Below are 14,688 nucleotides of genomic sequence, written 5' to 3' on the forward strand. Positions count from 1 at the left end.
AGCACTTAACTAATGAATAATGAAACTGTTGGTAGTCGGATGGATCGAAACGTTGGTAATGTAATCATTAACGTCGTCAATAAGAACGATCAAATCCTTACCAACCCCTTGAAATACTCGGGAGCACCGGGAAAGGGATTTTCCATCGAAATCCCCGATTTAAACGGTTACGTTGTCCAAGGACTTAGCGGAGATCAAAATGCCGTGAGCTACCTTACTAACGTTACTTTTAAGCGTAACATCGACTATCCAGCCAACGTTGGTCAGGTCGTGGCAGTTAACCCAGCCGAAAAGATCAATGGGACGTTTGCCAGGGGAACGCTTAACTATAATCTGGTTTACGCTCCTAGTGCTAAGGTCGTTTCACCAAACGCCGATCGTGTCGCTTCTAACCAGGCAGCTCCCTCCAAAAAGAAGCACCATTGGTTTCGCTGGATTGTCATCATCTTCCTCATTATTATTCTGCTAGGGATCTTTGGTCTGTATCATTCCGGTAAAAGTGCACAACAACAAGTTAAACAAAATCCACCAGTGGTGGTCAAAAATTACAATAACAAACCCGCAAATAATGCGGATAATAGTACCCCAGCAAACAATTCTGATAACGGCAAACCACAAAATAACGCTGATAATGGTGGAAATGCTGGTAGTAATGATGCTAACCAAAAAGCTCAGAATGCTATCAATAACGCCAAAAAAGAAATTGAGAGTCATATTGATAACAATAACCGAAATGACATCCAACAGGTTATCACGACAATTCAAGATGGTTTCAACATGCTGGCTGCTAAAATTCAGTCTTACATCGGATTTCTAACGTTAAAACTTAAAAAGAGCGTTTCTCATTATGAGAAGCGCTCTTTTTGCTTATCTTTCTTTATAAGGTAGCATGTATTTCTTTAGGGCACGACCAGTAAAGGATTGTGGAACTTTCTCCGATCCCTCTGGAATACCACTGTAGAGAACGTTTCCACCGTAAATTCCGGCTCCTGGTCCCATGTCAATCAACCAGTCCGCTTGACTAATTACGTCTAAGTTATGTTCCACGATGATTAAACTATCACCATCTGCGACCATCCGTTTAAATAACTTCAAGAGGCGCTGGGTGTCGTTCATGTGAAGGCCAGCCGTTGGTTCATCAAGAAAGTAAATTTTCCCCTTCTCTTCCAACATCTGAGCTAACCGTAGTCGTTGTAATTCACCACCAGATAACGTCGTCAGGGCCTGATTTAAGGCCAAATAGTCTAGACCAACTTCGTTCATCTGTTTCAATGGGTTAGCAATTTCAGGAACATCCTTGAAAAAGGTGGCTGCTTGGGCAACGGACATTGACAAAACATCAGCAATGTCTTTTCCATGATACTTGTAACTAAGTGCTTCCTGGCTATAACGCTTACCGTGACACAGCTCACAGGTCTGAACTACCGGATCCATAAACGCCATGTTGGTGATGGTAACACCCTTTCCCTTACAACGAGGACAAGCACCCTTGCCGTTGTAACTGAAGAGTTGCGTAGAAACGTTATTAGCCTTCGCAAACAACTTTCGAATTGGATTTAAAATGTTGAGGTACGTCACCGGCGTGGATCGAATGCTGATCCCGGCTTGTTTCTGAGTCAGATCCACGTAATCACCGTTTAGACGGTCTTTCATGGCCTCAGCCAGTGAACTCTTTCCAGAACCAGCTACACCTGATAGGACGGTCATAATGCCCGTTGGCACCTTAACACTTACGTCGTCAATGTTGTGCATGTGAACGTGCTCTAAGTCAACAAAGCCCTTTGGTTTCAAGGGTTTGGCAAAATGATGGGGAGCTCGTAACCATTTTCCGGTAAGCGTGTCAGAATCTAAGACTTCAGGATAGGTACCAGAGAAGGTAATTTTTCCACCGTCAGCTCCTGATTTAGGTCCCACTTCAACAACGTGATCCGCAATCGACATAATTTCTGGATTGTGATCAACGATGAAGATGGTGTTACCCTTCTTTTTCAGGTTAATCATCGCCTTTTTAATTAACGCAATGTCATGGGGATGCAACCCGACACTGGGTTCGTCAAAGACATACAAGATGTCCGACAACGAGTTCGTCAGATGATTAGCAATCTTGATCCGTTGAACTTCACCACCAGACAACGTGCTGGTCGTTCGATCTAAAGTCAAATAGCCCAGTCCAATGTCCACTAGGGGTTGAATCTTGGACTCGAGACCCCGGATGATTTCATCCCCCAGATTATCTTTAATCGAATCGAGAAAGTCCAGAAACTGAACCAGATCCATCTGCGAAACATCATTAATGTTAAATCCATTAATCTTAACGCTCAAAGAACGGGGATTGAGTCGGGCTCCTTTACATACCGGGCAAACCTCACGTGTAACGATCTCACTGATGGCTTCCTTATGATGCTTTCCCTCTCGACTGTTGATAATGGAACGTTTGATCCGCGGAACGACCCCTTCATACTGACTCGTTTTGTAGTAATCTGGGGCATTGTACAACTTTTGTTGGGGTGCGTGCATTAACAAGTCGTACTCTTCTGGAGTGTAATCTTTAATCGGCTTGTCGTTATCAAATAACCCACTGTAGCCGTAACCACGCCAACGCCAGGTTCCTGGTCCAAAACTAACGAAAGTAATGGCACCATTATTGAGAGATTTTTTTGGATCAATTAGCTTTGATTCATCCACCTCGTCAACGTAACCTAATCCCTGACAGTAGGGACACATACCCTGCGGCAGGTTGAACGAGAAGACCTCCGAATAACCCACAAACGGCTTCCCTACTCGTGAAAAAAGTAACCGTAGTAGCGAATAAATCCCCGTGTAAGTGGCAAGGGTTGAACGAGCATTCCCTGTCAGTTGTTTCTGCTCAATCGCAATTGCAACGGGCAGATTTTTAATGTCACCGACGTGGGGTTGTCCGTATTTAGGTAAATACTGTTGCGAAAAACTGGGAAACGTTTCGTTTAATTCACGACGCGACATGGCCGCAATCGTATCAAATACTAACGATGATTTACCGGAACCGGATTCACCAACGAAAACGGTAATCTCATGCTTCGGGAGTTTTACGTTAACGTGTTTTAAATTATTCTGATGTGCATCAGAGACATCAATTGTATCTTGGTAATAAGTATCAACCATAGTTCACCTCACTAATTCTTCTGTGTTCTACTCAACTTTCTTGCTTCGCTCATCACACAGAACAACGCGAACAAGATCAGTCCGCCGGATACAATGAATAGGGCGGGATAGTTAAAGAACTCTACCATTAAACCACCAAAAAGCGGTCCAACGGCTCTCCCAAGGGACATAAAAATATTAAAGAGTCCCTGAAACTTCCCTTTTTGTCTGGGATCCGCCAATGTATCGATCCAAGCTGGAATTCCTGGCAACCCATTCATTTCACCAAAGGTCAAAATGACCATGATGATTACAAATACGGCGTATTGTTTAGCAAATATTAACATAAAGAAGCTGAGACCGAAAATGATTACCCCAAAGGCAATTTGACGACTCATCTTAAAGCGGGCTCCGATCTTATTAATAATGGGCTGAATGAAGACAATCAGGAGTCCATTAATCGTCCACAGAAAACTGTAATTCTCAAATGAAATTCCCAGTTGGGTCATGTGAACTGACATAACACTTTCCCATAAGGTGTAACTCATATAAATACAGAAAACCATGATACAAATTAGCCAGATGAGTTTTAGTCCACGATTCTTCTTTTGTTGAACGACATCATCGTCCTCAGAACGTTTTACCGCGGTTGGTGCAGGACGATGTAACTTAATGTTAAATTCAAAAATGGTCATCAATAATAAAACAATGTAAAAGCCAGTGGCAACGATGAAGACAACCGAAATTCCGTACTTCATCAAAAATCCTACCAGTGCGGTTCCAACTACGACACCTAGGTTTAATCCGACGTATAATGAGTTAAAGACGTAGCGAGTACTCTTGGACGTAATCATCGAAGCGTACGAGTTCAATAGCGTCATGCTGGATCCATTTCCTAAACCGTACAGTAAGAGCATGATTCCGAAAATCGGCCAACCATGAAAGAAGATCAGGGTGACAATTGAAGCCATTGTGATCAAAACACTGATGATGGCTGTCTTATACGGTGACCAATGATCAAAGAGATACCCACCAAGATAATTGCCGATAATCATAAACATTGACATGGCAAACAAAACAATCCCCGCGGTTGTTAGTGACTCATGAAGATAATTATGCATGTAGACCGTCGTTAGTGGCCACATAAATGATGACCCAGTATTCAGTAGTAACGAATAAATTAAAACCGTACTAAGCCTTAATTCTTTTGGTTTTCCTTTTACCATTTATTTGCCTCACTTTCCCATTTTTTCGATCTTTACTAACTTTTTCACGCTATAGCGACCATAATAAAAAGGGATGCTCAACCGTAGTTGAAATCCCTTGATAATCAGCAATGCCTACTTTTTAGAAGCACGCTTCTTTTCATTATCTCGTTTTTTGGCAACTATTCCAGCTACCATTGAACCCGCTACCAGCACCGAAGCAACACTGGTCAACAAAATTTTCATTTTATTTTTCATAATGTAACTCCTCTGCTTTTAATCCCTACTTATAGTTATATCTTGTTTATAACAAAAAAGCTACTTATTTTTTTAATTTATAATTTTTATAATATAAGTGGCGCTGGTTACACCTTACATACTGTGTAACCGCACTTAGTTAGCCCTGATTAGCAACACACTGCGGCGTTGGGACTCCCAGTGGAATTAAATTTAATTTTAACTGGGAAAAATTTAGTCCTTCTACTATAATTAAAATCTATAAGGCAAATTAACGAAACGTTAATTGGAGGGAGAAACACATGATTCACATTGTTACCGATTCAACTGCTCAATTAACACCAGATGAAATCAAAAAAAATAATCTTACGGTGGTACCGCTTCAGGTTACCATCGACGGCAAAACTTATAAGGACGGCGTTGACATTACCCGTCAGGAATTTTCCGATCACCTTGCAAACGATAAAGAGTTCCCAAAGACCAGTCAACCTTCTTTGGGTCAATTCATTGAGGCATACGAAAAAATCCAAAAGGAAGATCCAGACGCTTCGATCATTTCCATTCATCTCACTAAAGTTTTAAGTGGAACGGTGGAAACCGCCCGAACCGCTGCTAAACAGGTTGGTGGCGAAATCGCCGTTCTTGATAGTGATTCAACTGATAGTGGCCTCACCTTTGCCGTCATGCGCGCTAAAAAATTAGCCGATGAAGGGAAATCCGTTGCCGAAATCATGGATAATTTAAAATCGTTTGTACCCACCATCATGACCTACGTCTTTATCAACAGTTTTGACTACATGGTTAAGGGCGGTCGTGCCAGCCGAGCCGTTGGTTTTATTTCATCACTGATCCAACTTAAACCAGTGATTCAATTAACCAAGGGAACCTTGAAGCTTAAGTATAAATGTCGGGGTCTGAAGAAGATGACCAAGATCGCTAATCAAGTGACCGATGAAATCATTAACAACAAGGATATTTCCGAAGTTGGACTATCCTACGTTGATGATGGGACCGCCCCCAAGAAGATCGCAGCTAAGATCAGGGAAGCTCGACCAGACATTGACGTGACCTGTCGTTTAACCAGCCCCATCGTTATGACCCACGTTGGTCCCGGTGGATTTGGTTACATCTTTGCCTAACTAAACGTAATTGTGGGAGATCGAACGGAAACGTCCGGTCTTTTTATTTAAAAACGATCCATTTCTTTCCTACTAAAACTTCTCATTATCTATTTATGGTAAATTAGCAGTTAACACCGTGTCAACATGTGGGTATAATTAAGTTATTACATTGAACGGAGGACTTTTTTATGCCATCATCAACCTTTTTAAACCTACCGCAGGCCAAAAAAGAGCGCATCAATGCTGCCCTTCTCAATGAATTTTCCGCCCATCCGTTGGCCGACGCTCAGGTGGCTCGGATCATCAAGGATGCCAAGATATCGCGGGGAGCTTACTACAAGTACTTCATTACCCTCACGGGCGGTTACGACTACACCAGAAGAATGGTCCTATCAACGATCCATCGGCCGTTTGCTGGAAAGCGACTTAACCAGTTACAGCCCACCGACTACGTCAATGCCGCCCGTTCGTTTCTAGAGGATAGTTCAGAAAGTGAATACTTCGAGTTTATTCAGATGGACATTCTTCACAATCAGAAAAACCTCGATGATTCAACAATCATTCAATTGCCGCCCAAACGATGGGCCATTACCATTCTGTGTCACGAAACCATTAAGGAAGCCATGGAAGCCCCCGATGATTCCGAAAAACTGCTTCAACGGCTTCAAATCACGTTAGAAGCTCTCAGTTAAATTCAATCCATAAAAAAAGAGACTCAATCATGAGTCTCTTTTAATTTGCATTAATTAAAATTCTTCGTAAGTTGCAGGATCCTGATTATGGGTTCGACCATCAGGCTTCGTCAAAGAAGCAATGGTCTTCATGTCTTCTGGCGTAATCTCGAAGTCAAAGACGTCAAGGTTCCCACTTTGTCTACCAGGATTGGCTGACTTAGGAATTGGAAGTGTCCCTAATTGAATCTCCCAACGTAAGATCAATTGACCAACGTTCTTGTGGTATTTAGCAGCCATGTCAACTAAAACTGGGTTCTTAAGCATTTCACTAGCACGACCAAGTGGACTCCAGTCTTCGGTCAAGATGCCATGTTCGTCGTCATAGTGACGCATGTCAGCTTGGTTGAAGTATGGATGGAGTTCAATTTGGTTAATGGCTGGCATAACGCCCGTTTCATCAACCAATTTATCAAGGTAATCAGGTAAGAAGTTGCAGACACCAATCGTCCGAATTAAGCCGTATTGTTGGGCATCAATCAGTGCTTGCCAAGCTTCCACGTAGTTGCCTTCTTTAGGATTAGGCCAGTGCAACAAGTAGATATCAAAGTAATCTAAGTTAGCCCGGTAAAGAGACTCTTGGATGGCATCAATGGCACTCTTACGATCGTAGTAACGACCAGGTAACTTGGAAGTTACCAGTAAATCAGAACGACGAACGTTTGAATTTTCAATTCCACGTCCAACCGCTCCTTCGTTTTCGTAGTTATAGGCAGTGTCAATTAAACGGTAACCCTTATGGATGGCAGAAGTGATTGCCATGGCACCTTCAAAGCCCTTTAACAGGTATGTTCCAAAGCCAATCTTTGGAACTTGCATCCCGTTACTTAAAGTATAATATTCATATTCCATGATGAGAACTCCTCTCAATATGTTTCTACAGTAAGGATAAGCGGAATGTATATTCGTTTCAAGTAAGTCGATTTGTGATATGATAGTAGTTACGATTTAAGAGGTGATAACGTGAAGAAACAAGCAAAAAATAATGGATCATTTAACTTTCGGGGATTCTTTCACCTAATTCGTGAAACCAAACCCCGTTACTGGCAGTTAGTCGTTGGTCTTCTTCTGGGACTCATCGCAACGGGAGCCCAACTGACGGTGCCAAAGATTGCTCAGGTCATGGTTAACGATTTTGCTAAGGGAGTTAGTCTATTACTAGTCTCCGCCATGATCGTATTATTCATTTTAAGTGCATTAATTAACGCCGGATCAGGGACCCTACTGGGTTTCTTTGGTGAAAACGTGGTGGCCAACCTTCGAGAACTACTGTGGGAGAAAATGGTCAAATTAAACGTCCACTACTTCGATAGTGTAAAAACCGGGAAGATGATTTCGCGGTTGGTTAGTGATTCTGACCAGATTAAAGACCTGTTATCAGTGTCATTTCCCAATACCATTACGTCCATTTTCCAATTAATTGGAGCTCTGATTATCATGTTGATCATGGACTGGCGAATGGCTTTAATCATGTTCATTGCCATTCCAATTGTCATGATTGTCATGCGTCCGATCATTAGAAAATCCAGTCAGATTGGAAAGTCCAGACAGGACCAAATGGCTGATTTTAGTGGGAAAGCTCAAGAAACATTAAATGAGATTCGCCTGGTAAAGTCATCAAATGCCGAACCATATGAAACCAAGGCTGGTTCCAGCTTAATTCACAACCTATATCGGGTTGGTTTAAAGGAATCCGTCTATGATTCAATCGCTGGTCCCATCTTGAATACGGTCATGATGGCCATGATCGTTGGAATCCTAGCCTACGGTGCTCATCGAGTCGCAATCGGGGCCATGACAATTGGAACCATGTTTGCCTTTCTAATGTACCTGTTCCAAATCATTGGACCAGTTAGTATGCTAGGTCGATTCATTACCGACCTTTCCAAGGCCAACGGTTCCACCGAACACGTCAGAGAGTTACTCACGGAACCGGAAGAGGACTTTGCCTCCGGCTTTTCAGACGACATTGGTGGAAAAACACTTCGTTTAAACGATGTAAGTTTTGCGTATGACACTGACGAACCAGTGCTAAAAAACGTCAACGTTGTTGCTAAACCCAACCAGACCACGGCGTTTGTGGGACCATCTGGAGGTGGGAAATCTACCATCTTCAGTTTGATTGAACGCTACTATCAGCCAACGTCTGGGACACTCACGATTGGAAACGAAAATATCGATGACATTAATCTTTCCAATTGGCGCCACCAGATCGGCCTAGTTAGTCAGGATTCGGCCATTATGGCCGGAACCATTCGTCATAACCTGACCTATGGACTAAACGAAAAGTTTACAGATGACCAACTTTGGCACGTATTGAGCCTTGCTTATGCTGAAGGATTTGTCAAAGAGATGCCTGAAGGACTTTCAACTCAAGTTGGTGAACGTGGTATTAAGGTCAGTGGTGGTCAGAGACAACGTTTGGCAATTGCTCGTGCCTTTCTCAGAGACCCTAAGATTCTGATGTTAGACGAAGCAACCGCTAGCCTAGATTCCCAGTCAGAAGCCATGGTTCAAAAGGCGCTTGGTCAACTAATGAAGGGCCGTACGACCCTCATCATTGCCCATCGCTTAAGTACCATTGTCGACTCGGATGACATTTACTTCGTTGATCATGGTGAAATTAGTGGTCACGGAACACATGAAGAACTGATTAAGAAGCTACCGAAATACCGTGAATACGTTAAAATTCAATTCAAAAAATAAGAAATTCAGAAATGAATTTCTTTTTTTGTCCCACAAATGAGTTTAATCCTGTTATACTATTAAGAATTCTTTAAGAAATTGGAGGTTACATTTGATGGATAATAAAAAATTATCATTATTTGCGTTAGTTTTGATGATATTTACTTCCGTCTTCGGATCAGCGAACATTTCAAGAGCGTTCTACTTAATGGGGTATGCCTCAATCATCTGGTATATCCTGGCAGCACTCTGTTTCTTCATCCCGTTCGCGTTTATGATTGCGGAATTTGGCGCGGCTTTTTCCAAAAAGCATGGTGGCATCTACACTTGGATGAGTGAATCAGTTAATCCCAAGTTTGCCTTTACGGGCATTTCAATGTGGTATGCTTCTGCCATTATTTGGATGGTTAACACCAGTTCAGCAATCTGGGTCCCACTTTCAAATGCAATCTTCGGGGTTGATAAAACCTCCGACGGTCACTTGTTTGGCCTCTCAAGCGTTGAAACAATTGGAATTCTGGCTGTGATCTTAATGATTGTAATCACGTTTATTGCCACCCGTGGAATCAGTCAGATTCAAAAAGTTACTTCCATTGGTGGCTTTGCGGCCATGTTAACCAACGTCATCCTGATTGTCGGTGGTGCCATTATTCTCTTAATTAATGGTCACACCTTTCAACCACTGTCTTGGAAAGCCATCCTGGTTTCCCCTAATCCCCAGTACGATTCACTAATTAACGTTTTAGGATTCGTCGTTTACGCCATCTTTGCGTACGGTGGTCTTGAAACCATTGGTGGACTAGTCGATCAGACCAAGACGCCCGAAAAGGCCTTCCCAAGGGGAATCACGATCTCAGCTTTAACCATCTCGGTGGTTTACTCCATCGGAATCTTCATGGTTGGTGCTTTCACTAATTGGAGCCAAATTCTAGGTTCACACCACAACATTAACCTAGTTAACGTGCCTTTCATCATTATGAACAACTTTGGTTACCAACTGGGAACGGCACTCAACTTCTCTCACGGCGTTTCAGTTGAGATTGGCATGTGGGTCAGTCGCTACGTTGGAATTTCCATCTTTCTTGCCTTAAGTGGAGCTTTCATTACCCTCATCATTTCACCAGTCAAGACGATTGTGGAGGGAACTCCCAAAGAGATTTGGCCGAAATTCTTTACCAAGATCAACAAGCACGACGTTCCCGGAAACGCCATGATGATCCAAGGACTACTTGTAATTGCGTTCATCTTGATCATTTCCTTTGGGGGACAAAGTGCCAAGGCTTTCTTCAACATCTTGGTTCAGATGACCAACGTGGCGATGGTCATTCCGTACTTATTCATCGCCTTTGCCTTTATCGGGTTTAAAGCTAATTCCAAAATCAAAAAGCCCTTTGTATTCTATAAGAATCCATTGATTGCTAAAATCGCAGTGTGTGTGGTCATGCTGACGGTTGGCTTTGCCATCATCTTTACGATCATCGCTCCCGCTTTGAGTGGGAATTATGTAAGTAGCATTTGGATGGTAGTTGGACCCGTCATCTTCGGGGTAATTGGTTACCTGTTGTACCATCACTACGAAAAGAAATACCTAAAAAATAATTAATCAAAATAGGGCGTCCCCTAAGTGAGGGACGCCTTATTTTTCTGCTTCTTATATCCCTTAGCTTGAAAACGTTGACTCATGTATAATAGTTACAAGACATCGTTTACCGCAAAACACTAAGAGGAGAAAACATTTATGGAATTATTAGTTTCAATGTTTCCGATACTAGTTCCAATTATTCTGCTGGGATTTTTAAACATGCCAGCCTTAAAAGGAATGAGTGTAACGGCAATACTTGTTATTTTAGCTAGTCTATTCATCTGGAAAATGCCATTGAAGGCTCTCGCAGCTTCAGCCATTCAAGGATTTCACAAGAGTTTGACAATTGCGTGGATTTTACTCGGAGCTCTCTTACTACTCCGAGCCCTTGAGTACACTGGATCAGTCGATCGTATCAATGCTGGCTTTACCAAGTTAACCACTGACATGCGCCTACAGACGATCCTAATTGTCTTCTTATTTGGATCATTAATCGAGGGTGTTTCTGGCTTTGGTGCTCCAGCAATGGTCACAGCACCCCTATTAATCGCTTTAGGCTTCAAGCCCCTTTCGTCAATCGTCTTAGCACTAGTGGCCGATTCCACCGCTGCTTCATTTGGGGCCGTGGGAACGCCGCTAACGGTTGGATTAAGTAACACGGTTGGCACCGCTGAAATGGGCAAAGTCGGATTAAAAATCGCTAACCTAGAACTAATCAGTGGAACACTGGTACCACTGATTTTAATTGTCATGCTAGTGTTTCTTCTTCCTAATCAACACACTCAAAACCGCCTTAAGTCAGTCTTACAGGTTACTCCCTGGTGCATTGCCATTGGCCTTGTCTATTCCATTTCTAATATTGGTAGTCAACTACTCTTGGGATACGAATTAACCTCCGTCATCAGTCCCATCATCGCCTTGGTGATCGCAATTTTGAGTATCAAATTCAACATTTTATTACCCAAGGACGTTAAGAAAAATCCGTGGAAACAATCACCAAAAATTACTATCAAAGAACCCAAAACTAACATTTCACTTGTGCGCGCATGGATGCCCTACGTTCTCGTGGTTGTCTTGTTGGTCATCCCCAAATTAATCCGTCCGATTCACGACTGGTTAAATACTCATGTTAATTTGTCACTCACGAACATTCTGGGTTTTAAAGCCATCGATTCAAGCTGGCTTCTCCTAGCGTCACCCGGAACCGTACTGTTGATCGTGGCGTTATTAACGGTCTTATTACGAGAAGAGTCGTTTCGCTCCTTTTCTAAAGAAGCATGGGGCGTCGTTAAATCCATGAAGACGACCCTTTTGACGCTAATTGTCACTCTAATCATGGTCCAAGTCTTCACTAACACGAATTTCAACGGAGCTGACCTTGACAGTATGCCAGGATACCTCGCGTCATTCATGGCCACTCACCTCCACGGGGTTTGGTTAGCAATTGCTCCCATCTTAGGAGCCGTTGGTTCGTTTGTGACAGGCAGTACGACCGTCTCAACGTTAACCTTCTCGTCGATTCAGGCCGACGTTGCCATCGATGCTGGACTAGACAAGTATCTTATTTTAGCCGGACAAGTGATTGGAGCCGCCGTTGGTAACATGATTTGTGTTTACAACATCGTTTCAGTCAGTGGCGTAGTTGGGTTGAAGGGTGAAGAAGGTAAGGTCATGCGAAAAACAGCCATCCCGGCTGCTGCCTACCTTTTCTTCCTTATTGTTTCAATTTTTGTTTTTAAATAAAGTCAAAATAAAAGATCCGTTCCAACTAAGATTTGGAATGGATCTTTTTTCGAATTTACTTTTTAAACGTCCACACTTCGTTAAGCAGAAAACCAATAAAGCCTAGAATCAGGATCAAATCAGTCCACATCACGGAGAGGTGGGAGATTCCAATGATAACTAACAGGAATACGATGAGGGTTACAACTCCACCCCAGACTCGTTGTTTCTGAGTAATTTCACCAGCAATGGCCATCGTTGGATTCTTGATAAATAGGGAAACTGCCCAAACCACGATACAAATCGCGCTCAAAATGATCAGGACCCAATCAATCCAGCCAATGGGAAAGCCATAAATAATTTCTTGAATTCCCTCAACAACACTGGTTCCAAACAGAATCATTGCCATTGCGGTCCAAAGTAAACTGATACGACTAGTAAATGCATTTTTCTTCATTTTTAACACCTACCTTTAGCTAAATTCTACCATACAATGTGAGCTGAAAGAAAAATGGCGTTAAAGTTAATTTGCTAGCTTTTCAATTTACACTAAGAGATAATAAAATGAAAACATAAAAAGTGGAGAATATTAATATGTATACAATTTCTGATTATTTACTCGATCTTTTAAATTATTTAAATGTCAAAGATGTTCTAGGAGTTCCTGGTGACTACAATTTATCATTTTTAGATCACATCACTCGCCGTTCTGACATGAAATGGCGTGGTAATATGAATGAATTAAACGCAGCGTACATGGCAGATGGTTATGCTCGTCAAAACGGCATGGCAGTACTAGTGACCACCTTTGGTGTAGGTGAACTTAGTGCGGTCAATGGACTTTCTGGAAGCCAAGCTGAAAAGGTCCCGGTTTTAGAAATCGTGGGGACCCCAACCTTAGCTGCCCAATATGACCAAAAATTAATTCATCACAGCCTCGGTGATGGGAACTTTGAACACTTTCAAAACGTCCATAAAGAACTTGGTTTCAAAGTAGAAGCTATCACTAAAGATGATGCTATCGGCGAAATCAATCAAGTCGTTAAGTATGTTTATGAAAACAAACAACCAGGATATTTAGCCCTTCCCGTTGACCTTACCGAAATGCCAGTTAATCCAATTTTTAAACAACTAATCCCTAGTTTATTTAGAAATAAAAACGAACCGCATGACCACTTACAAAATATAGAAGCAATTAGTAATCAATTGAAAAATTCTCATCATCCAATTTTGATCATCGGTGAAGATGTCCAACGTTTTCATCTCCAAGACGTAGTAAGAAACTTCATTATAAATAATGATATTCCCTTTGCAGACATGATCGAAAGCAAGGGCATCATTGATGAAACCCTCCCACAGTTTATCGGAACTTATAATGGCTCCTTATCTAAAGGTTTAACTAACCAACTTATTAATAAATCTGATTTGATTTTATTATTAGGTGCCGTTCTAACAGATGCCAATACGGGTGGTTTTACCCAAAGCTTTAATAGCCAGAATACCATTGATATTAATGCCAAACGAATTAATTTTTACTCCAAAATAATTAATTACAATGAACAAAATGGCTTTGTTAACCTCATTAAGATAATTAGTCAAACAAGCCTTTCTCAAAGTTTTCCAAAGGGACCACATGATTCCATTAATAACAAATTACCCGTTCCATCCGATAAACCAATCACCCAGGATTTTTATACTAGTGCAATGAGTAATTTCATTCAAAGTGATGACACCGTTATTGCCGAACAAGGGACATCACTATTTGCCCTCGAACAAATTAAATTTCCAGCTAACGTGAAATTTATCTGCCAGCCGCTTTGGTCATCAATCGGTTTTAGCTTCCCCGCCACATTAGGAAGTCAACTTGCTAATCCAAAAAGAAGAAACGTCCTTTCAATTGGTGAAGGATCACTTCTGATGACCATTCAGGAAATGGGATTTGCGGTTAAATATGACCTGAAACCAATTATCTTTGTAATTGACAATCATGGGTATTCAGTTGAAAGAGTAATTCATGGGATGCACGAACCATACAATGACGTTCCTGCATTAAATTACAGCTTAATTCCCGAAGCTTTTGGTGCTAAAAAGAACCAATATAATTATTTCGATGTTAAGACTGAAAAGGAACTACTAATGGCAATGAAATCAATCGAGAATAATTCTTCCCAGCTATCAATCGTCCGAGTCAACATGGCAGCGTCTGATGCTCCAGAAGATTTAAAGGAGTTTGGAAAAATTATAGCAAAGCAAAATAAGGGATAAAGATATTTCTATGGAAGCAC

The 14,688-nt window shown here is 41.7% G+C and carries 12 protein-coding genes; 7 read left to right on the forward strand and 5 right to left on the reverse strand.

The genetic code is table 11. The annotated features are described in order from the left end of the window. Window positions 1–12 precede the first annotated feature (12 nt). Complete coding sequence (locus AC6UD2_RS06240; RefSeq protein ID WP_500698349.1) at window positions 13–888, forward strand: hypothetical protein; 876 nt, start codon at window positions 13–15, stop codon at window positions 886–888. Here the strand turns inward: AC6UD2_RS06240 and AC6UD2_RS06245 are convergent. The 3 genes from AC6UD2_RS06245 to AC6UD2_RS06255 all read right to left on the reverse strand — a co-directional run bounded on the left by AC6UD2_RS06245 (window position 868) and on the right by AC6UD2_RS06255 (window position 4,583). Then, window positions 868–3,141: an ATP-binding cassette domain-containing protein gene (locus AC6UD2_RS06245; RefSeq protein ID WP_500698350.1), complete on the reverse strand. Its 2,274-nt coding sequence runs from the start codon at window positions 3,139–3,141 to the stop codon at window positions 868–870. The genes AC6UD2_RS06240 and AC6UD2_RS06245 overlap by 21 nt on opposite strands. 11 nt (window positions 3,142–3,152) lie before the next feature. Beyond that, window positions 3,153–4,346 (reverse strand): MDR family MFS transporter, encoded by a 1,194-nt coding sequence (locus tag AC6UD2_RS06250; RefSeq protein WP_039145130.1) that lies wholly within the window; start codon window positions 4,344–4,346, stop codon window positions 3,153–3,155. Between the two features lie 114 nt (window positions 4,347–4,460). Beyond that, window positions 4,461–4,583, reverse strand: a complete 123-nt coding sequence (locus tag AC6UD2_RS06255; protein WP_259739964.1) for a hypothetical protein — start codon at window positions 4,581–4,583, stop codon at window positions 4,461–4,463. Between the two features lie 281 nt (window positions 4,584–4,864). On the opposite strand from AC6UD2_RS06255, the gene AC6UD2_RS06260 reads away from it, so the two are divergent. Beyond that, window positions 4,865–5,701, forward strand: a complete 837-nt coding sequence (locus AC6UD2_RS06260; protein ID WP_500698351.1) for a DegV family protein — start codon at window positions 4,865–4,867, stop codon at window positions 5,699–5,701. Window positions 5,702–5,871: 170 nt separating this feature from the next. Further along, window positions 5,872–6,375, forward strand: coding sequence for a TetR/AcrR family transcriptional regulator (locus AC6UD2_RS06265; RefSeq protein WP_500698352.1), 504 nt, complete (start codon window positions 5,872–5,874; stop codon window positions 6,373–6,375). A gap of 54 nt (window positions 6,376–6,429) precedes the next feature. On the opposite strand, the gene AC6UD2_RS06270 is transcribed toward AC6UD2_RS06265, so the two are convergent. After that, window positions 6,430–7,266 (reverse strand): aldo/keto reductase, encoded by an 837-nt coding sequence (locus AC6UD2_RS06270; RefSeq protein ID WP_500698353.1) that lies wholly within the window; start codon window positions 7,264–7,266, stop codon window positions 6,430–6,432. Between the two features lie 111 nt (window positions 7,267–7,377). Here AC6UD2_RS06270 and AC6UD2_RS06275 point away from each other — a divergent pair, with 111 nt between their 5' ends. The 3 genes from AC6UD2_RS06275 to AC6UD2_RS06285 all read left to right on the forward strand — a co-directional run bounded on the left by AC6UD2_RS06275 (window position 7,378) and on the right by AC6UD2_RS06285 (window position 12,424). Further along, on the forward strand, window positions 7,378–9,120 hold the full coding sequence (locus AC6UD2_RS06275; protein WP_500698354.1) for an ABC transporter ATP-binding protein: 1,743 nt from the start codon (window positions 7,378–7,380) through the stop codon (window positions 9,118–9,120). A 94-nt stretch (window positions 9,121–9,214) separates the two neighbouring features. Next, window positions 9,215–10,702, forward strand: coding sequence for a glutamate/gamma-aminobutyrate family transporter YjeM (gene yjeM, locus AC6UD2_RS06280; RefSeq protein ID WP_500698355.1), 1,488 nt, complete (start codon window positions 9,215–9,217; stop codon window positions 10,700–10,702). Window positions 10,703–10,837: 135 nt separating this feature from the next. Next, window positions 10,838–12,424: an L-lactate permease gene (locus AC6UD2_RS06285; RefSeq protein ID WP_500698356.1), complete on the forward strand. Its 1,587-nt coding sequence runs from the start codon at window positions 10,838–10,840 to the stop codon at window positions 12,422–12,424. 55 nt (window positions 12,425–12,479) lie between these two features. Here the strand turns inward: AC6UD2_RS06285 and AC6UD2_RS06290 are convergent, their stop codons facing one another. Continuing rightward, window positions 12,480–12,860: a hypothetical protein gene (locus AC6UD2_RS06290; RefSeq protein WP_500698357.1), complete on the reverse strand. Its 381-nt coding sequence runs from the start codon at window positions 12,858–12,860 to the stop codon at window positions 12,480–12,482. Between the two features lie 137 nt (window positions 12,861–12,997). Between AC6UD2_RS06290 and AC6UD2_RS06295 the strand changes: the two genes are divergently transcribed. Next, the gene (locus tag AC6UD2_RS06295) at window positions 12,998–14,668 is read left to right on the forward strand and encodes an alpha-keto acid decarboxylase family protein (RefSeq protein WP_500698358.1); all 1,671 of its coding nucleotides are present in this window, start codon (window positions 12,998–13,000) and stop codon (window positions 14,666–14,668) included. Window positions 14,669–14,688 lie beyond the last annotated feature (20 nt).

Source organism: Fructilactobacillus sp. X2R5C2, assembly GCF_059901375.1.

Bases quoted from the DNA above. Each gene is read 5' to 3' on its own strand.
- AC6UD2_RS06240 (WP_500698349.1), top strand. From the start codon at position 13: ATGAATAATGAAACTGTTGGTAGTCGGATGGATCGAAACGTTGGTAAT.
- AC6UD2_RS06245 (WP_500698350.1), bottom strand. From the start codon at position 3,141: ATGGTTGATACTTATTACCAAGATACAATTGATGTCTCTGATGCACAT.
- AC6UD2_RS06250 (WP_039145130.1), bottom strand. From the start codon at position 4,346: ATGGTAAAAGGAAAACCAAAAGAATTAAGGCTTAGTACGGTTTTAATT.
- AC6UD2_RS06255 (WP_259739964.1), bottom strand. From the start codon at position 4,583: ATGAAAAATAAAATGAAAATTTTGTTGACCAGTGTTGCTTCGGTGCTG.
- AC6UD2_RS06260 (WP_500698351.1), top strand. From the start codon at position 4,865: ATGATTCACATTGTTACCGATTCAACTGCTCAATTAACACCAGATGAA.
- AC6UD2_RS06265 (WP_500698352.1), top strand. From the start codon at position 5,872: ATGCCATCATCAACCTTTTTAAACCTACCGCAGGCCAAAAAAGAGCGC.
- AC6UD2_RS06270 (WP_500698353.1), bottom strand. From the start codon at position 7,266: ATGGAATATGAATATTATACTTTAAGTAACGGGATGCAAGTTCCAAAG.
- yjeM (WP_500698355.1), top strand. From the start codon at position 9,215: ATGGATAATAAAAAATTATCATTATTTGCGTTAGTTTTGATGATATTT.
- AC6UD2_RS06285 (WP_500698356.1), top strand. From the start codon at position 10,838: ATGGAATTATTAGTTTCAATGTTTCCGATACTAGTTCCAATTATTCTG.
- AC6UD2_RS06290 (WP_500698357.1), bottom strand. From the start codon at position 12,860: ATGAAGAAAAATGCATTTACTAGTCGTATCAGTTTACTTTGGACCGCA.
- AC6UD2_RS06295 (WP_500698358.1), top strand. From the start codon at position 12,998: ATGTATACAATTTCTGATTATTTACTCGATCTTTTAAATTATTTAAAT.